A 23,500-nucleotide genomic window follows, 5' to 3' on the forward strand; every position below is an offset into this window, starting at 1 on the left:
TGGTTCTCAAATCTCAAATCTAAAAAAATGAAACGCACAGACATAAAAACCATTCTTGTAATAGGTTCCGGGCCGATAATCATCGGGCAGGCTGCCGAATTCGATTATGCGGGCACGCAGGCCTGCCTTTCCCTGAAGGAAGAAGGTTACCGCGTGATACTCATTAACAGCAATCCAGCAACGATAATGACTGATGTGGAAATCGCCGACAAAGTTTACATCGAGCCGATTTCGTTGCCGTTCGTAAGCCAGATTATCCGCAAAGAAAGGCCGGATGCCTTGCTGCCAACACTTGGCGGACAAACCGGACTGAATATGGCGGTGGAACTGCAGAATTCCGGCATCCTGGATGAATACGGCGTGGAAGTTCTCGGCACGAAACTATCGGCGATTAATCAGGCGGAAGACCGCGATTTGTTCCGTGCGCTGATGAACGAACTCGGCGAACCTGTGCCCGATTCTGACATCGTGAACACCGTGGAAGGTGCGCTGGAATTTGCCCAGAACATCGGCTATCCGGTGATTGTGCGCCCTGCGTTTACGATGGGGGGGACTGGCGGTGGCATAGCCTCGAACGAAGCGGAACTGCGCGAAATTGCAGAGCTTGGCCTGAAACATTCACCAGTGACACAGTGCCTTATCGAAAAATCCATCGCAGGCTACAAGGAAATAGAGTACGAAGTAATGCGGGATGCGAACGATAATGGCATCGTGGTTTGCAATATGGAAAACATCGATCCAGTGGGCATTCACACGGGAGATTCCATCGTGGTGGCGCCATCACAAACGCTTTCGGACAGGGAATATCAGATGCTGCGCAATGCTTCGCTGAAAATCATCCGCGCACTTGGAATTCAGGGCGGCTGCAATGTTCAGCTGGCTCTGGATCCGTACTCTTTCAAATATTATGTCATCGAAGTGAACCCAAGAGTTTCACGATCATCAGCTTTGGCGAGCAAGGCCACCGGCTACCCGATTGCGAAAATCGCGGCGAAAATCGCTGTGGGATTAACGCTCGACGAAATCCTGAATCCTGTAACCGGAAAAACCTACGCCTGCTTTGAACCGGCGCTCGATTATGTGGTGACGAAGTTCCCGCGCTTTCCTTTCGACAAATTTGAAACGGCAGACCGCAGGCTTTCCACACAAATGAAAGCAACGGGTGAGGTAATGGCGATTGGGAGAAATTTCGAGGAATCCCTACAGAAAGCTATTCGGTCGCTAGAAACTGGGCTAAGGCATTTAGGCTTGAAATCTAAACAGGCGGAAGCCCTTTTCCAAAATCCGGAAGAAGTGGAAAGGCGCATCAAAACAGCAGATGACGAAAGGCTGTTCATCATTGGTGATGCCTTGCGCCGCGGTTTCGATTGGCAGCAAATCGTCGAATGGAGCAAGATTAACAAGTTTTTCATCTGGAAAATCAAAAAGCTGGTAGATTTTGAGCGGAAGCTTTCCGAACTTAAAAATCTTGGCCAAATTGATCAGATTGAATTAATTCGCGAAGCCAAAAAATTGGGCTTTGCCGATTTGAATATTGCGCATTTCTGGGAAGTTTCGCAAAAAGAAGTTTTCGAGTTCAGGAAGCGGCACGGCATAATGCCGGTTTACAAAATGGTGGATACCTGCGCTGCGGAATTTGAGAGCGAAACGCCTTATTTCTATGGCACATACGAAGAGGAAAACGAGAGCATCGTTACCGATAAAGAGAAAATCATCGTGCTTGGTTCCGGGCCGATAAGAATTGGGCAGGGTGTGGAGTTTGATTATGCCACGGTGCATTGCGTTTGGGCTATCAAAGAGCTGGGCTACGAGGCAATTATCATCAATAATAATCCGGAAACTGTGTCCACCGATTTTTCGATTTCAGACAAACTTTACTTTGAACCTTTGACGGAGGAAGATGTGATGAACATCGTGGAGCTGGAGAAACCAAAGGGCGTCATCGTACAATTCGGCGGGCAGACTGCCATAAACCTTGCCGATAAACTGGCGGCACACGGTGTGCAAATCTTGGGCACATCGCTCGAAGATTTGGACAGGGCGGAAAACCGCGATAAATTCGAGAAATCCCTACAGGAACTGGGAATTCCGCAGCCAAAGGGCAAGACTTCCTTCTCGAAAGAAGAGGCGATAAAAATTGCAAACGAAATCGGCTATCCTGTGCTGGTTCGGCCGTCTTATGTTTTGGGAGGAAGGGCGATGGAGATTGTTTACAACGAGGACGAACTGGCGTACTATATGGAGCACGCCGTGGAAGTGGACCCGGAAAAACCGGTGCTGGTGGACAAATATATGGTGGGCAAGGAAGTGGAAGTGGATGCGATATGCGACGGAGAAACGGTGGTAATTCCTGGAATAATGGAGCACATCGAAAGAGCGGGTGTGCATTCCGGAGATTCCATCGCGGTTTATCCGCCGCAGAATATCAATGAAAAATGCCTGGCACAGCTTGTGGAATACACGGAAAAATTGGCACGCGGCCTGAATGTCATCGGGCTGATGAACATACAGTATGTGCTGCTTGAGAACCAGGTTTATGTAATTGAGGTGAATCCGCGAAGTTCCAGAACGGTGCCGTTTTTATCAAAAATCACGGATGTTCCGATGGCTAATTTGGCAACGAAGGCCATCCTTGGAAAAAAGCTGAATGAGCTTGGCTGGGAAAACGGACTGGTGCCGCAGAAAAGCGGCGTATTCGTGAAAGTGCCGGTGTTCTCGTTCTCGAAATTAACGAAGGTGGATACTTCGCTCGGTCCGGAAATGAAATCTACTGGTGAAGTGATGGGTAAAGATCAAACGCTGGAAAAAGCTTTGTACAAAGGCTTCATTGCTGCCGGAAGAAAGCTGCCGCTATTTGGCTCGATACTTTTCACCGTGGCTGATAAGCACAAGGAAGAAGCAGCGGAATTTGCGCAGAGGTTCCACGATGTAGGGTTTAAAATCTGGGCTACGGAAGGCACGGCGAAATTTTTCAGCGAGAAGGGCATTCCGGTGAAAATCGGCTATAAAATCACGGAAAATCCGGAGGAGAATTTGCTGAACCTCATTCAGAAGGGGAAGGTTCAATATGTGGTGAACACCACTACGAAAGGCAAACAGGCTGAAAGGGACGGCTTCCAGATTCGGCGGATGTCCGTGGAAAACGGCGTGCCGTGCCTTACATCGATGGATACGGTGGAAGCGATTCTGAAAGTGGTGGAAAGCATGAGCTTTGAAATGCGGGCGATGTAAATCAGTGTTTAAAGTTCAAAGTTTGAAATTGAAAGCGCACTTTTTGGTGCGTTTTTTTTTAAAATTAAATTCCGATCAATACTGTCCTAAATAAAAAAACAGATATATTTTATGCACATATAGATAGGCTTTAAGCGGAATTTTCTATAGATTTTCAAAAAGAACCCCTTGATAATATGTTTTTTGAGATTCAGGTGGTTGGTCAAAAGGTTTGTCGAGCCAATACTGGAGATTAATTTTCACAAAAATATTCAGTCGGATAAATGCTACTAGATTTGATAATTGCCAAGGATATTTTGCGATTGATTTTAGGTATTTTAGGATAAGAATGGTAATTAGAGCCGTCCAAATTTGTATTTTAACTGCATTTTCAGATGTTCCGATAAATGTTTTGATATGAAGCAATTGCTTGATGTCTCTGAAAAAAATCTCAATCTGCCACCTTTGTTTGTACAGTTCTGCAATGGTGGAAGCTGCCCAAGTGAAATTATTGGTGATAATTTCGATAGTTTGCTTGTTTTCATCGTCCCAAACCGCCACTCTTCTTAATTTTTTAGGGTATTTTTCTTTTGAAATAGGGTTTGAAAGGATTATGTCTTCGTCTTTCAAAATGTTTTGCGCTCCTTTTGGTGGAAGTTCTCGTTCCTGTAAAGTTTCAAATTTCAGATTTTCTTTATGTCTTATTACGAAGAAAACACCTTTGCTGTCCCAAATAGAGAGCATTGGAAAATCGTTATAGAATCGGTCTGCAACAATGACTGCTCCCTTTTCCAAAGGAATGTTTTCCGCTCCCTTGTTATCAGCAACACTTCCTTTGGTAATATTCACATAAACAGGAAGTTTCCCGTCATATTCAAGTAAGGTATGCATTTTCACGGCTCCTTTTTTAGTTCGATATGTTGCCCAATCGAACAAAGACAGGCATAGAGAAATAAGCGTAGAATCTAATAAATAGACAGGAACTTTTATTTTGAGTTTTATCCGTCTTTCTTTCGTGTGCTGTCCTAATTGTTCTAATAGTTTGAAATACACGTCTTTAAACAAATCTGCATCTCGTTTTCCATTCTGGAAGCTAATAGAAGATTTGGAAGGTGCTGTTTTTATCCCTAAATGATTGAGGTTGCCCGTTGCGCTACGAAGTCCATTGGAAATATCCCGTACCGAAGTGCTTTTGGCAAAATGACAGAAAAGCATAGAAACTAAATGGGTCCAACTATCGAATCCTTTATTTCGGTAATCGGTCTTTTTTTCTTTGACTATTTTTTTGAAAATTACTCGGTCTATTTTTGAAATGATTTGGGAAAATAATGTTAATTTTGAATCCATAAGAAGGTTTTTTTGTTGTGCAACCTCAAAGGTACTTTGAGTTACTCTAATTCCTTCTTATTTTTTTTATTTAGGACGCTATTGAATTCCGATTTTTTTATTGGTGGAATTAACAATTCGTTAACATTGAATAAAAAAAGGCTTCTTATATTTGGGCACTAAAATCTCGGCATGAAAGTAAGGAAGGTTTGGCTACTTTTTTCAGCTTCGGTAATGCTGTCCTGCGGGTACGGCGAGAAGCCTGTAAAGATAAAGGGCTCCGACACAGAAGTAAACCTCACTGTAGAGCTTGCCGAAAAATTCCGGGAGAAGAATCAGGATTATAGTCTTGCGGTTTCCGGCGGCGGTTCCGGGATGGGAATAGCTTCCCTAATCAACGGTCAGACTGATATTGCAAACTCTTCCCGGCCCCTATCCGATGATGAGGAACGGATGTTTAAGGAAAAGGGTATAGAAATCGTAACCAATGTATTCGCGGAAGATGCCACCGCATTTGTAGTGAACAGCAATATCCCGCTTGAAGACATCGATGTACACACGCTCGCGAAGATTTTTTCTGGTGAAATTACCAATTGGCAATCCATCACCGGCAGGGATATTCCGATTAATATCTATGGGCGTCAAAGCAGTTCGGGAACGCACTCTTTCGTACAGAAAAAACTAAAAATTAAGTTTACGCCGAAGGCAAAGGAAATGAACGGTAATGCGCAGATAATGGAAGGAATAAAAGTAGATCCTTCCGGGATCGGCTATGTAGGCGCGGGCTATCTGCTGAACCAGGGGGAGGCCTCGGATGCCGTGAGGCCTCTGAAAATAAAAGAGACTTCTGACGCGATGCCCGTATCGCCGTTGGATAAAGAAGCGATTTTAAAGAAAGAATATTTTTTTCAGAGACCGCTTTACCAGTTCATCCAGAAAAAATCCTGGGAAAAAGTAAAACCTTTTATAGATTTTGAAAAAACAGATGAGGGCAAAGAAATCATCAGTAAATCAGGCTATTACACTATAGAGGATTAGATATGAGTACGACCAAAACCCAAAGCCGCGAGCGGCAGAATACCGCATTCCGATGGTTGTTTAAAATTACAGGCTTCCTTGTAATTTCCATATTGGCGGGGATTTTTTTCATGCTGATATACAATACTTTCGCATTTTTCGCCCACACTTCCCCGCTGGATTTTGTAACAGGTATGCAGTGGAATCCTTCTTCGGATCTTTACGGCATCCTTCCGCTGCTGGTTTCCACACTCATAGTTACCCTGGGCTCTATGCTTATTGCCATCCCTTTGGGAATCGGGACTGCTACATTTCTCTCAGAATATTGCCCTCCAAAACTTAAAGCCTTTCTAAAGCCGGCTATCGAGATGCTCGCTGCAGTACCGTCTGTAGCCATAGGATTTCTAGGGATAGTACTGGCTGGGCCGGAGATTGCCGAACTGACAAACCAGCCCAACGGACTTAATGCAATTAACGGCTCTCTTTTGCTGGCCATAATGGCGCTGCCTACAATCATTACTGTAAGTGAAGATGCGATAAATGCCGTGCCAAAAACCTACCGGGAGGCTAGCCTCGGCATTGGCGCTGATAAATGGCAGACCGTACGCAAGATCGTAATACCTGCGGCTGCACCAGGGATCATAGCTGCAGTAATGCTTGGTGTGGGTAGGGCAATTGGCGAGACTATGACGGTACTGATGGCTACCGGGAATGCGGGCGCGTTTCCAACCAGCTTCCTGGATTCTGTGCGCACCATTACCGCTACCATCGCAATAGAAATGGGGGAGGTGCCATACAATACCACCCACTATTTTGCACTATTCGCTATTGCTGCAGTACTTTTTATTATGACTCTCGTAGTGAATGTGTTAGGAGAAAGATTTGTTCAAAAATTCAGAAAATATCAGGCAGTATAGATGAAGGCATTAAGTAAATTTTTTGAGTGGTTTCTGCTTCTTTTCTGCACCGGAACCGTACTTTTTTTCCTCGGTATTATAGTTTGGGATTTGGTAACCAAAGGTGCTCCTGCACTGTCTTGGGAATTTATAACTGATACTCCCAAACAGGCTATGACTGCCGGCGGAATATGGCCGGCAATAATGGGCACAGTATTCCTCACCTTACTTACAGCGGTTTTCTGTATTCCCTTCGGAATTTGCTGCGCCATTTACCTTAATGAATATGCAAACGATGGCTGGCTCACCAGAATCATCCGCGCATCGATAAGGAATCTGTCCGGCGTGCCATCCATCATCTACGGACTTTTTGGTCTGGCACTTTTCGTTCAAGGGCTAAGGTTCGGCACCTCTATGCTTTCCGCAGGGCTTACGCTGGGGCTGCTGTCGTTGCCATACATCATTACTACCACGGAAGAAGCCCTGAGAAGAATCCCCAACTCAATGCGAGAAGCAGCGCTCGGCATCGGCTCCACGCAGTTTGAAAGCATCCGCGATGTTGTACTTCCCTCAGCACTGCCGGGGATTTTAACCGGTGTGGTGCTTACTCTCTCCCGCGCAGCAGGGGAAACTGCGCCGATACTTTTTACAGGTGTTGCCTTCTACATCACAGGGCATTCAGGAAATATTAACCAGGAATTTATGGCTTTGCCATATCACCTTTATATGCTTTCTACCCAGCATCAGGCAATTGAGCAGGTGCGGCCACTGGCATACGGCACCGCGCTGGTTCTTATCATCGTAGTATTCCTGCTGAGCCTTACTGCCTTTTACATCCGTCACAAATACACGAAAAATGAGCGATAAAATAAAACTTTTTGGTCATAATGTCAATCTTTGGTTTGGCGAAAAACAAGTGCTGAAAAATGCAAGCGTAGATTTCAGAGAGAATGAAGTAACGGCGCTTATCGGCCCTTCAGGTTGCGGCAAATCTACACTTTTGCGCTGCTTCAACCGTATGCACGATCTTAATACAGAAGCCAGAGTGGAGGGAGATTTTAGACTTGACGGTACGAACATCTACGATCCGAAAGTTCCAGTTACAGAATTTCGCCGCAGAATCGGGATGGTTTTCCAAAAGGCAAACCCTTTCCCGAAAAGCATTTACGAAAACATCAATTACGGCCTGAAAATCAACGGCGTACCGGAAAAAGACCGCCCTGCAATCATCGAGCAATCTCTGAAGGAAAGCTACATTTGGGACGAGGTGAAGGACGACCTGAAAAAGCCGGCTACAAGAATGTCTGGCGGGCAGCAGCAAAGGCTCTGCATCGCAAGAACCGTGGCACTTCGCCCAGAAGTTATCCTTATGGATGAGCCGTGCTCCGCATTGGACCCGATTTCCACGATAAAGGTGGAAGACCTGATTAACGAGCTGAAAAAGGATTTCACCATCGTAATCGTAACGCACAATATGCAGCAGGCTCAGCGTGTGGCGGACAAAACGGCGTTTATGTATCTTGGCGAAGTCATCGAGTTTGGCGATACCAAACAGATTTTCGAAAATCCGCAACACGAGCTCACCAAAAATTATATCCGTGGAGCTTTTGGGTAGAGTCTAGATGCAAGAACCAGGAGCTATTTCAAGACGACGCGATTCACAATACTTGGCGTAATAAATACGCCCAAAACAACCTTTAAATAGTATTAAGTTTTCTTAAAGTTGGTTAAACAGTTCGGTTTCTACCGGACTTTTTTTATTTTGCATACTTGAAATTTTTCTGTTAATGAAAATTCAGATGAAGAAAAATCTTGCCGCGCTTTTAATTGCCGCAATTTCTTTAATTTCTTGCAAAAAAGAGCAACCAAGGATGGATGCGCCAAAACTGGTTTCCACGGTGGAAGTTCAGGTGCGCAATGTTACTGGGTACCAATCTTTCCCAGCGAGCATCCAAGGCAGAATAAATAATGATGTGCGCGCGAAAATTCAAGGCTACATCACGCAGGTTCTGGTGGATGAAGGTCAGTATGTGGTGAAAGGCCAGCCGCTTTTCCGCCTGGAAACTAATACTTTAAATGAAAATGCTGCTGCTGCACAGGCAGGCATAGGCTCAGCACAATCGATGGTTTCTGCGGCGGAAGCCAATGTAAGCGCCGCCAAATCTGCGGTGAATGCTGCCCAGGTAGAGGTGGATAAACTTCGGCCTTTGGTTGAGAAAAACATTATTTCCAATGTTCAGCTGCAAACTGCCCAGGCGAATTTATCCCGGGCAAAAGCACAGCTACAGCAGGCAGAAGCTGCACGGAAACAGGCTGTAGCAGGCGTTTCTCAGGCGAGAGCCAATTTGAAAGGTGTGCAGGCGAACATTGATTATTCCGTGATTCGTGCGCCGATTTCCGGAATCGTAGGGAAGTTGCCTTTGCGTGTCGGAAGTTTGGTAGGCCCTGCCGATCCTACGCCGCTTACCACGGTTTCGGACACGAATGGAATTTATGCCTACTTTTCGATGAATGAAAAGGAATATCTGGACTTTCTGAAAAATTCCTACGGTGCCACTTTGCCGGAAAAACTTCGGAACCTACCCAATGCAGAACTGGTTTTAGCAAACGGCGAAACCTACCCTGAAAAGGGTAGGATAGAAGCGGTAACAGGGCAGATTGATTCGCGCTCAGGAACGATTCAATTCCGTGTGTCCTTCATTAATCCGAACAAACTTTTGAGCAACGGAAACAGCGGCACGATCCGTATCCCGAAAACTTATGAAAGAGTAATGGTGGTGCCGGAAACTGCAACCTACGAACAGCAGGGCATCACCTATGTTTACACCGTGGATAAGGATACGGCGCGAAACATTTCCGTGCAGCTTACAGACCGGGTGAATAATATGGCGGTGCTGAGCGGCGGCGTAAAACCTGGGCAGAAAGTAATTGCCGAAGGCTTAGGGACGCTCCGTCCTGGAACGGCGGTGAAGGCTCAACCAAAAAATTTCGACTCAATAATTTCGGCGATAAAGCCCGTGTTTTAATCCCGAAAATTTCCATCTATGGTAAGAAAATTCATTAATCGGCCGGTGCTTTCCACGGTGGTTTCCATCATCATCGTTGTTCTCGGTTTGCTCGGCCTTCGCAGTTTGCCCGTTACGCAGTATCCCGATATTGCGCCGCCAACTGTAAGTATATCAGCCAATTACACCGGTGCCAATGCCAAAACGGTGATGAATTCCGTGGTGATCCCGATTGAAGAGCAGGTAAACGGCGTGGAAAATATGGACTACATTACATCTAGTGCCGGTAACGATGGCTCTGCGAGAATTCAGGTTTTCTTCAAGCAGGGAACCGACCCCGATATTGCGGCGGTGAATGTGCAGAACAAAGTTCAGCGGGCGATGCCGCTACTTCCTGCCGATGTTACAAGAGCAGGCGTGGTTGTTCAGAAGCAGCAGACCAGTGCGCTGATGTTCCTTTCGTTCTACTCCGAAGATCCGAATCTGAACGAGGTCTGGCTGCAGAACTATATGAATATCAACATTGTTCCGGCGATGCAAAGGGTAAATGGTGTGGGCGAAGCCCTGGTTTTCGGAGGGAAATCTTACTCGATGAGAATCTGGCTGGATCCTGTGAAAATGGCAGCCTACGGCCTTCAGCCTTCCGATGTGAATGCCGCAATCAACGAGCAATCCCGTGAAGCTGCTGCCGGACAGCTCGGCCAAAACAGCGGCTCATCCTTCCAGTACATCATCAATTATAAAGGTAAGCTGCACGAGGAGGAGGATTTTGAAAACATCATCCTGAAAGCTCTTGGCAACGGGCAATTCCTTCGCCTGAAAGATGTGGCAAAAGTGGAACTGGCTGCGCTGAGCTACAACGGTGTAGGCGAAAATAACGGAAGGCGTGCAATCAGTATGGGGGTGTTTCAAACGCCGGGCTCCAACGCTCAGGTTATCATTAATGACATCAAGCAGCTGCTGAAAGATACCGAGAAAACGCTGCCGAAAGGTGTGGGCTACACCATTAATTTCGATACCAATGATTTCTTGGAAGCGTCCATTAACAAAGTAACGAGCACACTTCTGGAAGCCTTTATCCTAGTTTTCGTGGTGGTGTACATTTTCCTGCAGGATTTCCGTTCCACCCTCATTCCAGCCATAGCTGTTCCGGTTTCCATCATCGGTTCATTTTTCTTCCTGAATTTAATGGGCTACTCGCTTAATCTGCTTACACTGTTTGCATTAGTGCTTGCTATTGGCATTGTGGTGGATGATGCCATAGTTGTGGTGGAAGCCGTTCACGCAAAAATGGAAAATGGCATTACGGATGCGAAAAAAGCCACGGTGGAAGCGATGGACGAAATTACCGGTGCCATCATCTCGATTACTTTGGTAATGGCAGCCGTTTTCATTCCGGTGACATTTCTCAGCGGGCCTGCCGGAATTTTCTATCAGCAGTTTGGCATTACCCTGATTTTTGCGATATTAATTTCCGCGGTTAATGCATTGACGCTCAGCCCAGTACTCTGCGCACTTTTACTGAAACCGAACGCTGCGCATCATAAAGAATACGCCGAAATGAACTGGCGGGAAAGGTTTTTCTTTAAATTCAATACGGCGTTCAACAAGGCTACGCAGCGCTATGGCAGGGCGTTCACCTATCTTCTTCGGCATAAGTGGATTACGCTGGTCATCTTCATCTTGGGCGCCATCACATTCTGGTGGGCAAGCGGCACTATGAAGACTGGCTTTGTTCCGAAGGAAGACCGCGGCATAATTTTTACCGATGTTCAGCTTCCGCCCGGAGCTTCGATGGAGCGTACCTATGCCGTGCTGAAAGGCCTTCAGGAAGAGGCGCGGAAAATTCCCGGTGTGCAGAATGTGACCTTCACGGCAAGCCGCGGTTTTATGTCTGGTAACGGACCGAATGTTGGGCAGGCGTTTGTTAGGCTAAGGCCTTTCAAAGAGCGTGGCAAGGCGGAATCTGTGGATGAAATCACGAAAAAACTTTTTGCGCTTTCGGCCAAATTTCCAGATGCAAAGCTCGTGTTTTTCGCGCCGCCAAGCATCCCTGGTTTTGGTGCGAGTGATGGTTTCTCCGCCGTACTTCTGGACAGGTCTGGTGGTGAGCTTTCCAATCTCAACACAGTTTCTCAGCAGTTCATCGGTGCGCTGATGCAGCGGCCGGAAATTCAGTTTGCAAGCACATCGTTCAACACGAATTATCCACAGTATCTGCTCAGCATCAATGTGCCTTTGGCAAAGGAAAGCGGTGTTTCTGTGAACGATATTCTTTCCGCGATGCAGGGCTACATCGGCGGAATTTACTCATCCGATTTTACGAAGTATGGCAAGCAATTCCGCGTGATGATCCAGGCTCTGCCGGAAAGCCGTGCAAATACGGAAAGCCTGAATTCTATTTTTGTGCGGACAAATTCCGGACAGATGGCGCCGGTTTCCCAGTTTGTGACGATGGAAAGAACCTACGGGCCGCAGTCTATCGAGCGTTACAACCTCTTTACTTCGGTGAGTATTTCCGGTGCGAACAATCCCGGTTTTTCCACAGGTGATGCGCTTCGTGCCATTCAGGAAACGGCGGAAACTTCCCTGCCAGCCGATTACACCGTGGAATTTACGGGTCTTTCCAAAGAAGAACAAAAGGCCGGATCGCAAACTTTCGTGGTATTTCTGCTAAGCTTCCTGTTCGTATATTTCATCCTGGCAGCGCAGTACGAAAGCTACATCATTCCGTTTGCCGTCATCCTATCATTGCCATTAGGTGTCATCGGTGCATTTTTCGGGCAGAGAGTTTTCGGTCTGGAAAACAACATCTACTTCCAAATCGCGATGATAATGCTCATCGGGCTACTTGCGAAAAACGCCATCCTCATCGTGGAATTTGCGGTGCAGAGAAGAAGGCATGGCGAAACCCTGGCAATGTCTGCCATCAATGCTGCGAAGGCAAGGCTTCGCCCGATTTTGATGACTTCGTTTGCCTTTATTTTCGGAATGCTTCCGCTCATTTTTGCAACGGGTACAGGTTCTGTAGGAAACCGCTCGATTGGTACCGGTGCAGCAGCCGGACTTTTAATCGGAACTTTTTTCGGCTTGGTGGTAATTCCCGTGCTGTATGTGATTTTCCAATGGATTCAGGAAAAAATTTCTCCGCCGAAAAAGCAGGAAATAAACCTGACCGAATGATTTTTAAATTAAAGAAAAGCAATGCTCAATAATCAATATTTCAGAATATTCGCCGCCGTTTTTTTGGCTTTGGTAATGAATTCCTGCGCCATTCGGGAAAATTACGAAAGGCCGTCAAACAGCGCGGAAGCCAACCTGTACCGAACAGATCAGCTGCCGAAAGACAGCCTTGGTGCGGCGCAGCTTTCCTGGCGGGAATTTTTCACCGATGATATTTTGCGCAATCACATAGCCCAAGCTTTGCAGAACAATCAGGATATCCGAATTGCAGAGCAGAACATCGTTCAGGCGGAAGCCTATCTCAACCAAAGCAAAGCTGCCTACGCACCCACGATTTCTGCAGGCGCAGATTATACGCTGAGCACGGCATCGCTAAACTCACAGCTTTCGCGGCAAATGGGCCTTGGCAGGAAGTACAACGATATATTCGGACTTGCAGCCAATTTAGGATGGGAAGCGGATATTTTCGGCAGAATTCGTTCGATGGAAAAAGCTCAGCAGGCGCAGTATTTTGCCGTGGTTTCGGCGCACAGCAGGGTGAAGAGTACTTTAGTTGCAAGCCTGGCTTCTGCCTATTACCATCTTTTGTCCTTAGATGAGCAAAAACGCGTCATCAACGAAACCATCGCCATCCGCAGAAAAAATCTGGCAACAACCAGGGCGCTGAAAGAAGCAGGGATTTTAACGGAAGTAGCCGTGCAGCAGAGCGAAGCGCTGGTTTTCAGTGCAGAATCACTTTTGATAAATGTGGATTTGCAGATTTTTCAGCTGGAAAATACTTTCAATCTGCTGAAAGGTGAGCCCGGAAAAAGGGTAGACCGCGGAACGCTGGATGCGCAGAACCCACCGGTGCAGATTTCGGCGGGCTATCCTGCAGCTATGCTTAGCCACAGGCCTGATGTGATGCAGGCCGAATTTAACCTGATAAATGCCTACGAACTTCGGAATGCTGCAAAGACGGCGTTTTACCCTACGCTTCGCCTTACAGGCTCTGGCGGAATTCAAAGCTCGCAGTTTGATGATTTCTTCAGCGTAAATTCTCTTTTCGGAAACTTAACTGCAGGATTAACCGCACCGATATTTCAACGAAGACAAATAAGAACGCAGTACGAAGTAGCTGTGGCTGAGCGTGAAAAAGCAATGCTGAATTTCCGGAAAACAGTGCTGCAAGCCGGCAAGGAAGTTTCGGATGCGATTAAAACCTATGAGATGCAAGACCCGATAATTGCGCTGAAGCAGAAGGAAGCGGAGAACTACCGCCGTTCTGTGGAATATTCCCAGGAACTCGTTAATTACGGTATGGCGAATTATTTGGAAGTGCTGAACGCCACGGTAAATTCTCTAAATGCCGAGCTGAGCATTGCTAATGCGAAATTCAGCAAGCTGAACGCAAGCGTTGAACTTTACCGTGCTTTAGGCGGTGGCTGGAAGTGATTTGCGATTTGCAAAAATTTTTTAATTTAGCGGTCTGCAAATAGGGGGAATTGGCGCAGCTGGCTAGCGCGTTTGACTGGCAGTCAAAAGGTCACGGGTTCGAATCCCGTATTCTCCACGAGACACCCTATAAAATGGAGTAAAGAAGTTGGCGGGACTAAATCAGGGACTAATTTGATTGTTCCTGATTTTTTTAATTAAAAATTTAGTTTTTTCATTTTTCTAGTTTTAAATAAAAAAGTAAGAGTCTGCAATCCAAAAAGGCGCGAATTATGACTAAAGGTAAAATGCTCTACGAAGGAAAGGCGAAGCAGGTTTTTGAAACTGAGAATCCTGAAGAAGTGATTGTCCGTTTTAAGGATGACGCCACTGCCTTCAATGCGCAGAAAAAGGGGCAGTTCGACAGGAAGGGCGAGCTGAACAACGCTATTTCAACACTGATTTTCAACTACTTATCAGCCAATGGCATCCCCACACATTTTATAAAAAAACTGGACGAGAGGGAACAGCTGGTGAAAAGGGTGGAAATAATCCCGCTGGAGATGGTAGTAAGAAACTATGCCGCAGGCAGTATGGCGCAGCGCCTTGGGGTGGAGGAAGGCATAAAAGCTCCGGTGACCATTTTCGACCTTTGCTATAAAAAAGATGAGCTTGGCGACCCGCTTATCAACGATCATCACGCTGTATTTCTCGGCGCGGCAACCTACGATGAGCTGAAAGAAATGTATACGATGACTGCTAGAATCAATGACCTGCTGACGGGACTTTTTGATAAAATGAACATCATCCTTGTGGATTTTAAAATTGAATTGGGAAAAACTTCTGATGGTAAAATTGTGCTAGCCGATGAAATCTCCCCAGATACCTGCAGGCTTTGGGACAAGGATACAATGAAAAAACTCGACAAAGACCGCTTCCGCAGGGACCTGGGAGAGGTGACCGAAGCCTATGAGGAAATTTACAGCCGCCTGCAAACCGCACTGAATGCTTAAAACGAAATGAAGAATTCAGAAGATTTAAAGAAAACCTATAAATCCGTTTTTGCCGGGAGGCCATATGGAAGAAATTTATTTCGCACAAAAAGCGAGGAATTTCTCGACGCGCCTAGGGAAGAATGCGGCATTTTCGGACTCTATTCACCTGATAACATTGATACATTTTCTCTTTCGCAGTTCGGGCTGTTTGCGCTTCAGCACAGGGGGCAGGAGGCGTGCGGGATTTCCGCACTAAGGGAAGGGAAAATTTCCAACATAAAAGAAGAGGGCCTGGTGCTGGATGTCTACCGCACGATAGAAAACCCGGAGCGCTTTATGGGCAACGCTGTAATTGGCCACACGCGTTACACCACTGCAGGTGACAAGAAAAAGTATAACTTCCAGCCGTTTTTTGCTAAAAATGAGTATGATCAGATAATCCTTTCCATTGCCCACAACGGTAATCTTACCAACGCGGCTCCGCTGAGGAAGGAGATGGAGGCAGAGGGGGTAGAATTTCAGGCGACTTCGGATTCAGAAGTAATCTTAAGGCTGATTCAGAAAAATCTGGATCTTGGGCTTAGGGGAGCCATAAAGGCTACGATGGAAAAGATAACTGGGGCCTATTCTGTGGTTGGGATTACCAGAAATAAATTCTTTGCATTCCGAGACCCACACGGTATTAGGCCGCTGGTTTTGGGAAAAATAGGTGAGCAGACTTTCGTAGCCGCATCCGAAACCGCCGCGCTTGACGCAGTGGGGGCAAAGTACATCCGCGATATAAAGCCCGGAGAAATTGTTTTCACCTCTGAGAATGATGAGGGCCTGCAATCGTATCTCGTAAAAGCGGATTGCCAATTGCACATTTGCGCCTTTGAATACATCTATTTTGCAAGACCGGACAGCGATCTGGAGGGCATCAATGTACACGAAATCCGCGAAAAATCCGGTGAGAAGATCTGGGAGCAGGCACCCGTGGATGCGGATATCGTCATCGGCGTGCCAGACTCCGGTGTACCAGCTGCGGTGGGGTTTTCCAGAGCTTCCGGTATTCCGTTCCGTCCGGTACTTATTAAAAACCGCTACATCGGAAGAAGTTTTATCATCCCCACTCAGGAAATGAGGGAGCGGATAGTAAACCTCAAACTTAACCCTATTATTTCGGAAATTAGGGGCAAAAGGGTGGTAATCATCGATGATTCCATCGTGCGCGGCACCACCTCCAAACGGCTGGTGAAAATCCTGAAAGATGCAGGCGTGAAAGAAATTCATTTCCGAAGCGTTTCGCCACCCATTATCGCGCCCTGCTATCTCGGCATAGATACGCCCACCAAGGATGATTTGATCTCAGCGAATATGTCTCAGGATGAGCTTCGAAAATACCTTGATGTTGACAGCCTCGAGTTTTTAAGCGTAGAAAATTTGATAGAAATTTTAGGAAGCACCAACCATTGTTTCGGCTGTTTTACAGAAAAATATCCGGTCCCAAAAGGTCCGGATATAAAGTACACTGATGAGTAATTTTGGCAATAAGTGATTTCAACAAATTAATAGTTGAAAATTATTCCCCCACCAAAACCGCTATGGTTATCGTAGCCAGCGGAAAGTGAGATATATTTGCTGAGGATGTACGAAATTCCGGCGCTAAATTCTCTGTCAGTATTGACCATAAAATTCCCGCGGAATCTTGGCGAGAGCGGAATGTCTTCTCTGCTTAGCGACAGCAAGAATTTCCCGTTCATATCCACGCTTGCATCGCCCATAATCAGGAAGGGCAGCACATATTCCAGACCGATAGCTGCGGTGTTCCTGTACTTGCCGACTTTTTGCTGGCCAAACATCGTTTTCTTCTCAACCGCCATTTCGTAGCTCATCGGGTTTTGGTAGCGGTAGCTAATGTACGGCATCGCCCATTGAAACTTGCCGAGATAGCGCCCGGCCTTTACTTCCGCTTCCAAATCTTTGTGATGGTAGCCGTAGTGCACATCGGCAAAGGCCGCATATCTTGCGCCCAGCATTGCCATCGCATCGGCGTGCAGCATATTGGTTTGTACGCCCAGCATACCCATCGTGCTGAACATTCTGTTGTCATTTTTAAATTTTCGCCACGCTTCTTTTTGGTTCGGAAGCTGCGGATTTGCCGCCGAGTTTTCGTAGCTGAAAACACGCCCCATACCTCCCATCATATGGTACAGAATGTGGCAGTGGAAGAACCAGTCGCCATCTTGATTTGCCGGGAATTCAATCGTGTTGGTTTCCATTGGCATTATATCCACCACATTTTTCAGCGGTGCATAATCGCCTTTGGCATTTAGTAGCCTGAAATCGTGACCGTGTAAGTGCATCGGGTGCCTCATCATCGAATTGTTGTACATTTCGATGCGCAGAACTTCACCTTTTTTAATGAGAATTTTGTCTGATTCCAGCACGGTTTTATTGTCGAGCGACCAGAGGTAATGCAGCATATTGCCTTCCAGCGTGAATTTCAAAGTGCGCACATTCTCCGTCGGCAAAATATTTTTCTCAGGTGCTGCCAGCATATCGTAATTCAGCGTTACGATGCTGCTTTCGTGATTGCTGTGTTCACTGTGGTTTGCGGAATGTGAATGGCTGCTGTGCCCGTTTTCGTGCGAATGATTTTTCCCGGCATTTTTCATCGGCACTAAATCCATCTTGCATTTCGGACATTTTCCCTTTTCGTTAGAAATAATTTCTGGATGCATCGGGCAGGTGAATTTCCCAGCATCAGAATGTTCGCAGTTGTGCCCGTTTTCGTGAGAATGATTTTTATCCGAGCAGCAACTTTTCCCTTCGTGATTTTTCCCGGCATTTTTCATTGGCACTAAATCCATCTTGCATTTCGGGCATTTTCCCTTTTCGTTAGAAATAATTTCCGGATGCATCGGGCAGGTGAATTTCTCAGCATCAGAATGTTCGCAGTTGTGCCCGTTTTCGTGAGAATGATTTTTATCCGAGCAGCAACTTTTCCCTTCGTGATTTTCTGAGTGTTGAGAATGATGATGCATCGAATGATTCGAATGATTTTCGTGCGAAGAATGATGGTGAGAATGTCCATCCACATTGCTCATATCCATCATCTCATCCATATGCTTCATCATCATTTCGCGCTCATGTTTCGGCAGTTCAGGGTACATCACCGAATTCATATCCATCGTCTGATTGCTCATCGTCATATTCATCGGCTTCATATCGCCGCTCATCTTCATCATCGAGTTCATCATCTTCATCCCTTCGAAAAGCTCCAGCCTTGGCAGGGTAGGCGCTTCCACTTTTTCGCCGCTGCCCAGCCACAGCGATGCGTAGCCCGATCGGTCTTCCGCCGTTGCACGGAATTCGTAGGATTTATTTTGCGGAATTTCTATCTCGATGTCGTAAGTTTCGGAATTGCCCACAATCAGCCTGTCCACTTCCACAGGCTCTACATCGTTACCATCATTGGCGATGACCTTAAATTTTCCGCCACCGAAATTCAGCCAAAAATAGCTCGATGAACCGCCGTTTACCACGCGCAGTCTCACTTTATCGCCCGCCGAAAGATTGCGGTATTCATCGGCAACTTTTCCGTTGATGAGAAATTTTTCGTAATAGACATCCGATATGTCCATCGCTTCCATCCGCAGCCATTCGTTCTTGAGCTTGGTGAAGAAATGCCCTTTCTGTATCGCTTCGGAATAGCTCTGCACCGCCTTCTTTTTTATGGCGTACCATTCGGTATTGTTCATATGCAGCCGGCGCATTATTTCTTCCGGCTTCTCGTCTGACCATTCGCCGAGAAGCACCGGTATATCAGCCTTGTAGTAATTTTTCTTCGGGTCGTTTCTTTTGTGGAAAACCAGCACGCCATTCATCCCGATTTGTTCTTGAAGTCTGCTGTGCGAATGATACCAGTAAGTTCCGTTCTGCGAAACTTTGAAGGTGTAAAGGTGCGAATCGCCGGGCTTGATGAGCTTGGTGGTAAGGAAGGGAACGCCGTCCTGAGGATTGGGCAGAATCACGCCGTGCCAATGGAAGCTCGCGCTTTCCTTCAGCTGATTGTGCAGGTAAATTTCCGCCGTATCGCCTTCGGTGAAGTGAAGCGTTGGCGCTGCAAGGCTGCCGTTCACAGCGATGGCTCTGCGCTTTTTCCCGGTAAAATTCACGATGGTATCCCTGGCGTAAAGGTCGTAGCGCACCTTTTTTCCGCCGAAGGAAACTTTTTCATCATTGGCTTTTGCATCATCCGATTTGTGATGGTTGTGCGATTTTCCGCTGACTAAATTCATTCCGCATTTCGGGCATTTTCCCGGCGCTTCCGCTACAATTTCCGGATGCATAGGGCAGGAGAACGACGCCTTGTCCTGCGCAAAAACCGCTACGGAAAATATCACTGAAAATAAAAGTGTGATAAGTTTTTTCATTTTTGAATAAAAGATTATTTCGTCCAAACCTTTCGATTTCGATAGGCTTAGATAAAATTATTTCACAGCCACAAAAATTTCAACTTCGGCATTTTCTTTCTGGAAAGATTTTTCGGTATAGCGTTCGTAATCGTAGGTGTAGGCCCGGTTCAGAGCGCTGTCGTTGTTCCAGATTTTTTGCCAGGTTTCCATTACAGCATTGGGCATTTCGCCTTTTGCTACAAATTTCTTAAACTTCTGTTCAGGAAATTCTCTTCCCAACAAACTATCAGGAATATTTTCAAAATCCGAAACTTCCGGACCGATGAGCACGGTATAATCTTCGGTATAATCACTTTTGTAATCGGTATAAACGCAGTAAATATCGCTGCTCGTTTTGTTCTCGATTTTATCGACGATATTTTCTGCTGTGAATTTCTGCCAAAGTTTTTCCAAATCTGCTGCAGCCTGCCCATCCTTATTTGTAGTGCGTGCTGAGATGCCTATGATTTTCATTGCTAAATTATCGTAATTACTATGATTACTTCCCAATCGTTTTGGAAACTTCGCCGCAGTTCAGCATTTGGCTGCCGTAATACGGGTTTTCAATCACTTCACTTTTGCTCAGCCACGATGCTTTTGCCATCGGACAATGCTGCACGAAGATTTTGCTTTGCGATACCGCAAATTTCTCAGCAATCGTCTGCATATTTTCCGAAAGATGTTTGAAGGATTTGCGCTGTTTGTCGATGCTTTTGCTCTCAGAAATTTCCGAAGCCTGCTTTTTCAGGATGTTGATATTGCCTTCGGAAAGCAGCTTGTAGTCCACTGCTGAAACGCTTTTAATGAAGCCGTCCGCTTTTTTCGCGGCAAGCTCAGCATTGTCCTTCACCAAGACATTTTTCAGCTCGATGTATGCATCATAAACTTTCGAAAGCGCCGGCTCAGCTTTCTGCGCAGAAACATTTACAAACGAAGCCATCAGGATGATTGCGGTGAAAAGTAGGTTTTTCATAGGAATATTTTTTATAAAAAATGAATTGAGTTGTGGTAAAAGGAAATGAATATTTTGGCCGCTAAAGATAGCAGTTTTTATTTAGATTTACTTGTTTTAAAAGTTGAAAATAAAAAAAACCGGATGATTGCTCACCCGGTCCACAGTTTATTCGCTAAAAATTAGAATCTGTAGTTCAGACCAACTTGGAAGGTTCCGTTCTTAGATTTCGCATCAGAGCCCCATTTGTCATTATCCTGGTCAAGCGGGTTGTTTAGGCCAGCCACATATCGTGCGCTGATGCCAAGCTCAGGGATGAAGTAGTATCCAAGACCGATGCCAATACCGAAGTTGAACTTGTTAAAGTCATCAGTTTTCAATTCCACTCTTTCGCCGTTTGGAATGTTGTCGTTGCTATTTTTTACTTTGGAATTAGCATTCACCATGAAGCCGAATTCAGGGCCAGCCTCGATGAAGAATTCATCCACGAAATTGTACTGGAACATTACTGGAACAGCGATGTAGCCTAGGTTCAGGTTGTATTCAGTAGTGTTGTTCAGCAGATTGCTGGTGAATTTCGATCTCGTACCGTACTGAGTGTAAATCAATTCCGGCTGAACGGAGAAGCCTTCAGCAATTGGGGCTTTGTAGAACACACCAGCATAAAAACCAGGCTTCGCTTTTTTATCAGTCCACGTATCACCAGACATTGAAGATACGTTAAGACCAGCCTTCACACCGAAACCTGTGTCCGCTCTTGCACCGTCTTTAATCGGTTGGTTTCCGTAAGTCTGTGCGAAAGCAATTGAGCTTGCAGCAACTGCTGCACCTAAAAATAACTTTTTCATTGCGTTTGTTTTAAACAGTTGTTTACTTATTTTCATTAATCAAATTCTTTGCCAAAATTTTCTTTTGCAAAATTCAGCGAAAGTTACTCGCTATCTGCAAAAGCTTTGCCAAAGCATTCAAATACATTTTTAAAACATTAAATGAACGCTTCTTACCATTAAATATTGCGGAGATGCCTTAAATTCAATACATTTATCCTTTAAAATTGGTGAAAATGACATTTCAGGAAGAAATCAAGCAGGGGATTCCACAAGAATTGCCTGCACAAAAAAAATACGACGAAGCCATAAACCACGCACCAAAGCGCAAGGAAATCCTGAACGATGAGGAGAAAAAGCTGGCACTGAAAAATGCGCTGCGATATTTCGAGCCGAAATTTCACGCGGAACTTCTGCCGGAATTTCGCCAGGAACTGGAAGAGTACGGCAGGATTTATATGTACAGATTCCGCCCGGATTATGAGATGAAAGCCCGCCCAATCGATGAATATCCCGGGAAATCTCTTCAGGCAAAAGCCATCATGCTGATGATTCAGAACAACCTGAGCTATGCCGTAGCGCAACATCCGCACGAACTCATCACTTACGGTGGAAACGGCGCGGTGTTTCAAAACTGGGCGCAATACCTGCTCACGATGCGGTATCTTTCGGAAATGACGGATGAGCAAACTTTGGTAATGTATTCTGGCCATCCGCTCGGGCTTTTCCCAAGCCACAGGGATGCACCGAGAGTTGTGGTGACGAACGGTATGGTAATCCCAAATTATTCCAAGCCGGATGATTGGGAAAAATTCAATGCGCTGGGCGTTTCGCAATACGGGCAAATGACGGCGGGCAGCTATATGTACATCGGGCCGCAGGGCATCGTGCACGGCACCACGATTACGGTTTTGAATGCATTCAGAAAAATCAGCAGAAATCCGAAAGGTGGGCTTTTCGTAACGAGTGGCCTTGGCGGAATGTCGGGCGCTCAGCCAAAAGCAGGGAACATTGCTGGCTGCATCACGGTTTGTGCGGAGGTCAATCCGAAAATTACCAAAATCCGCCACGAACAGAAATGGGTGGATGAAATTCACGAAAACCTCGATGAATTGGTGAACCGTGTGAAAACCGCGCAGCAAAATTCTGAAACGGTATCGCTGGCTTACCTTGGAAATGTGGTGGATGTCTGGGAAAAATTCTACGAAGCCGGACTGAAAATCGACATCGGTTCCGATCAGACTTCGCTGCACAATCCTTGGGCTGGCGGATATTATCCTGCCGGACAAAGCTTCGAGGAATCCAACAGAATGATGGCCGAAGAGCCGGAGCTTTTCAAAGAAAAAGTTCAGCAAAGCCTGAGAAGGCACGCTGCAGCCATCAATAAGCATACGGAAAACGGCACTTATTTTTTCGATTACGGTAATGCATTTCTGCTGGAAGCAGGCAGGGCAGGTGCTGATGTTTTTGCCGAAAATCCGCAGCTTGGCAGGGAGTTCAGGTACCCGTCGTATGTTCAGGACATTATGGGGCCAATGTGTTTCGATTATGGCTTCGGGCCGTTCAGATGGGTCTGCACAAGCGGAAAACCGGAAGATTTGGCCAAAACAGATGAGCTTGCCTTGAAAGTTTTGGAGGAAATGATGCAGAATTCTCCGGCGGAAATTCAGAAACAAATGGCAGACAATATCCAGTGGATCAAGGGTGCGCAGGAAAATAATCTAGTGGTGGGAAGCCAGGCAAGGATTCTCTATGCCGATGCTGAAGGCAGGATGAAAATTGCACAGGCGTTCAACGAAGCTATTGAGAACGGCGAAATCGGGCCGGTAGTTTTGGGCAGGGATCACCACGATGTTTCCGGTACGGATTCGCCATATCGCGAAACTTCCAATATTTACGACGGCTCAAGGTTCACGGCAGATATGGCGATTCAGAATGTCATTGGCGATAGCTTCCGCGGTGCCACATGGGTAAGCATTCACAATGGCGGTGGCGTTGGTTGGGGCGAAGTGATTAATGGTGGCTTCGGTATGCTGCTGGACGGCTCTAAAGATTCTGAGCGCCGCCTGAAATCAATGCTGTTCTGGGATGTAAACAACGGTATTTCGCGCAGAAGCTGGGCGCGGAATGAAGGCGCAATTTTCGCGATAAAGCGGGCGATGGAAACCGAGCCCAACCTGAAAGTTACGCTGCCAAATTTTGTGGATGATGATTTATTTTAAACTTTAGAATTATAA

16 protein-coding genes and 1 tRNA gene are annotated in these 23,500 nt (G+C 46.1%); 12 read left to right on the forward strand and 5 right to left on the reverse strand.

Annotated elements, in window-relative coordinates:
* Positions 1 to 27: 27 nt before the first annotated feature.
* Positions 28 to 3,231 carry a carbamoyl-phosphate synthase large subunit gene (gene carB / locus IMZ16_RS01375; RefSeq protein WP_193440193.1) on the forward strand — a complete coding sequence of 1,068 codons (3,204 nt, stop codon included), beginning with the start codon at positions 28 to 30 and terminating at the stop codon, positions 3,229 to 3,231.
* A gap of 144 nt (positions 3,232 to 3,375) precedes the next feature.
* Here carB and IMZ16_RS01380 read toward each other — a convergent pair whose 3' ends face one another.
* Complete coding sequence (locus IMZ16_RS01380) at positions 3,376 to 4,557, reverse strand: IS4 family transposase (protein ID WP_193440194.1); 1,182 nt, start codon at positions 4,555 to 4,557, stop codon at positions 3,376 to 3,378.
* A gap of 171 nt (positions 4,558 to 4,728) precedes the next feature.
* On the opposite strand from IMZ16_RS01380, the gene IMZ16_RS01385 reads away from it, so the two are divergent.
* The 10 genes from IMZ16_RS01385 (at position 4,729) to purF (ending at position 16,566) form a co-directional block, all read left to right on the forward strand.
* On the forward strand, positions 4,729 to 5,574 hold the full coding sequence (locus IMZ16_RS01385) for a phosphate ABC transporter substrate-binding protein (RefSeq protein ID WP_193440195.1): 846 nt from the start codon (positions 4,729 to 4,731) through the stop codon (positions 5,572 to 5,574).
* A gap of 2 nt (positions 5,575 to 5,576) precedes the next feature.
* A complete protein-coding gene (gene pstC, locus IMZ16_RS01390; protein WP_193440196.1) occupies positions 5,577 to 6,470 on the forward strand; it encodes a phosphate ABC transporter permease subunit PstC in 894 nt (297 codons plus the stop codon).
* Positions 6,471 to 7,316: a phosphate ABC transporter permease PstA gene (pstA, locus tag IMZ16_RS01395; RefSeq protein ID WP_193440197.1), complete on the forward strand. Its 846-nt coding sequence runs from the start codon at positions 6,471 to 6,473 to the stop codon at positions 7,314 to 7,316.
* Positions 7,306 to 8,064, forward strand: coding sequence for a phosphate ABC transporter ATP-binding protein PstB (pstB, locus tag IMZ16_RS01400; RefSeq protein ID WP_193440198.1), 759 nt, complete (start codon positions 7,306 to 7,308; stop codon positions 8,062 to 8,064). Before pstA ends, pstB begins: the two co-directional genes overlap by 11 nt.
* 184 nt (positions 8,065 to 8,248) lie before the next feature.
* Positions 8,249 to 9,475: an efflux RND transporter periplasmic adaptor subunit gene (locus IMZ16_RS01405; protein ID WP_193440765.1), complete on the forward strand. Its 1,227-nt coding sequence runs from the start codon at positions 8,249 to 8,251 to the stop codon at positions 9,473 to 9,475.
* Positions 9,476 to 9,493: 18 nt separating this feature from the next.
* On the forward strand, positions 9,494 to 12,637 hold the full coding sequence (locus IMZ16_RS01410; RefSeq protein WP_193440199.1) for an efflux RND transporter permease subunit: 3,144 nt from the start codon (positions 9,494 to 9,496) through the stop codon (positions 12,635 to 12,637).
* 21 nt (positions 12,638 to 12,658) lie between these two features.
* Complete coding sequence (locus IMZ16_RS01415; RefSeq protein ID WP_193440200.1) at positions 12,659 to 14,071, forward strand: efflux transporter outer membrane subunit; 1,413 nt, start codon at positions 12,659 to 12,661, stop codon at positions 14,069 to 14,071.
* Between the two features lie 44 nt (positions 14,072 to 14,115).
* Positions 14,116 to 14,189, forward strand: a tRNA-Ala gene (locus IMZ16_RS01420).
* Between the two features lie 151 nt (positions 14,190 to 14,340).
* Complete coding sequence (gene purC, locus IMZ16_RS01425) at positions 14,341 to 15,063, forward strand: phosphoribosylaminoimidazolesuccinocarboxamide synthase (protein ID WP_143154018.1); 723 nt, start codon at positions 14,341 to 14,343, stop codon at positions 15,061 to 15,063.
* A gap of 6 nt (positions 15,064 to 15,069) precedes the next feature.
* On the forward strand, positions 15,070 to 16,566 hold the full coding sequence (gene purF, locus IMZ16_RS01430) for an amidophosphoribosyltransferase (protein ID WP_073178208.1): 1,497 nt from the start codon (positions 15,070 to 15,072) through the stop codon (positions 16,564 to 16,566).
* Positions 16,567 to 16,592: 26 nt separating this feature from the next.
* Here the strand turns inward: purF and IMZ16_RS10315 are convergent, their stop codons facing one another.
* The 4 genes from IMZ16_RS10315 to IMZ16_RS01450 all read right to left on the reverse strand — a co-directional run bounded on the left by IMZ16_RS10315 (position 16,593) and on the right by IMZ16_RS01450 (position 21,284).
* Positions 16,593 to 19,463, reverse strand: coding sequence for a multicopper oxidase domain-containing protein (locus IMZ16_RS10315; protein WP_227411540.1), 2,871 nt, complete (start codon positions 19,461 to 19,463; stop codon positions 16,593 to 16,595).
* A gap of 57 nt (positions 19,464 to 19,520) precedes the next feature.
* Positions 19,521 to 19,958 carry a GyrI-like domain-containing protein gene (locus IMZ16_RS01440; RefSeq protein ID WP_193440201.1) on the reverse strand — a complete coding sequence of 146 codons (438 nt, stop codon included), beginning with the start codon at positions 19,956 to 19,958 and terminating at the stop codon, positions 19,521 to 19,523.
* Between the two features lie 25 nt (positions 19,959 to 19,983).
* Complete coding sequence (locus IMZ16_RS01445; protein ID WP_193440202.1) at positions 19,984 to 20,457, reverse strand: DUF3347 domain-containing protein; 474 nt, start codon at positions 20,455 to 20,457, stop codon at positions 19,984 to 19,986.
* A gap of 161 nt (positions 20,458 to 20,618) precedes the next feature.
* On the reverse strand, positions 20,619 to 21,284 hold the full coding sequence (locus IMZ16_RS01450) for a porin family protein (RefSeq protein ID WP_193440203.1): 666 nt from the start codon (positions 21,282 to 21,284) through the stop codon (positions 20,619 to 20,621).
* A gap of 215 nt (positions 21,285 to 21,499) precedes the next feature.
* On the opposite strand from IMZ16_RS01450, the gene IMZ16_RS01455 reads away from it, so the two are divergent.
* Positions 21,500 to 23,485 (forward strand): urocanate hydratase, encoded by a 1,986-nt coding sequence (locus tag IMZ16_RS01455; RefSeq protein WP_193440204.1) that lies wholly within the window; start codon positions 21,500 to 21,502, stop codon positions 23,483 to 23,485.
* Positions 23,486 to 23,500 lie beyond the last annotated feature (15 nt).

The sequence above is a fragment of the Cruoricaptor ignavus genome, from assembly GCF_014961145.1.
Lineage (GTDB): Bacteria > Bacteroidota > Bacteroidia > Flavobacteriales > Weeksellaceae > Cruoricaptor > Cruoricaptor ignavus.

What these genes read in the sequence shown, in the direction of transcription:
- IMZ16_RS01415 (WP_193440200.1), top strand. Translation starts at nt 12,659, where the DNA reads ATGCTCAATAATCAATATTTCAGAATATTCGCCGCCGTTTTTTTGGCT.
- IMZ16_RS01440 (WP_193440201.1), bottom strand. Translation starts at nt 19,958, where the DNA reads ATGAAAATCATAGGCATCTCAGCACGCACTACAAATAAGGATGGGCAG.
- IMZ16_RS01410 (WP_193440199.1), top strand. Translation starts at nt 9,494, where the DNA reads ATGGTAAGAAAATTCATTAATCGGCCGGTGCTTTCCACGGTGGTTTCC.
- IMZ16_RS10315 (WP_227411540.1), bottom strand. Translation starts at nt 19,463, where the DNA reads ATGAAAAAACTTATCACACTTTTATTTTCAGTGATATTTTCCGTAGCG.
- IMZ16_RS01380 (WP_193440194.1), bottom strand. Translation starts at nt 4,557, where the DNA reads ATGGATTCAAAATTAACATTATTTTCCCAAATCATTTCAAAAATAGAC.
- pstB (WP_193440198.1), top strand. Translation starts at nt 7,306, where the DNA reads ATGAGCGATAAAATAAAACTTTTTGGTCATAATGTCAATCTTTGGTTT.
- IMZ16_RS01455 (WP_193440204.1), top strand. Translation starts at nt 21,500, where the DNA reads ATGACATTTCAGGAAGAAATCAAGCAGGGGATTCCACAAGAATTGCCT.
- purF (WP_073178208.1), top strand. Translation starts at nt 15,070, where the DNA reads ATGAAGAATTCAGAAGATTTAAAGAAAACCTATAAATCCGTTTTTGCC.
- IMZ16_RS01445 (WP_193440202.1), bottom strand. Translation starts at nt 20,457, where the DNA reads ATGAAAAACCTACTTTTCACCGCAATCATCCTGATGGCTTCGTTTGTA.
- IMZ16_RS01385 (WP_193440195.1), top strand. Translation starts at nt 4,729, where the DNA reads ATGAAAGTAAGGAAGGTTTGGCTACTTTTTTCAGCTTCGGTAATGCTG.
- carB (WP_193440193.1), top strand. Translation starts at nt 28, where the DNA reads ATGAAACGCACAGACATAAAAACCATTCTTGTAATAGGTTCCGGGCCG.
- IMZ16_RS01450 (WP_193440203.1), bottom strand. Translation starts at nt 21,284, where the DNA reads ATGAAAAAGTTATTTTTAGGTGCAGCAGTTGCTGCAAGCTCAATTGCT.
- IMZ16_RS01405 (WP_193440765.1), top strand. Translation starts at nt 8,249, where the DNA reads ATGAAGAAAAATCTTGCCGCGCTTTTAATTGCCGCAATTTCTTTAATT.
- pstA (WP_193440197.1), top strand. Translation starts at nt 6,471, where the DNA reads ATGAAGGCATTAAGTAAATTTTTTGAGTGGTTTCTGCTTCTTTTCTGC.
- pstC (WP_193440196.1), top strand. Translation starts at nt 5,577, where the DNA reads ATGAGTACGACCAAAACCCAAAGCCGCGAGCGGCAGAATACCGCATTC.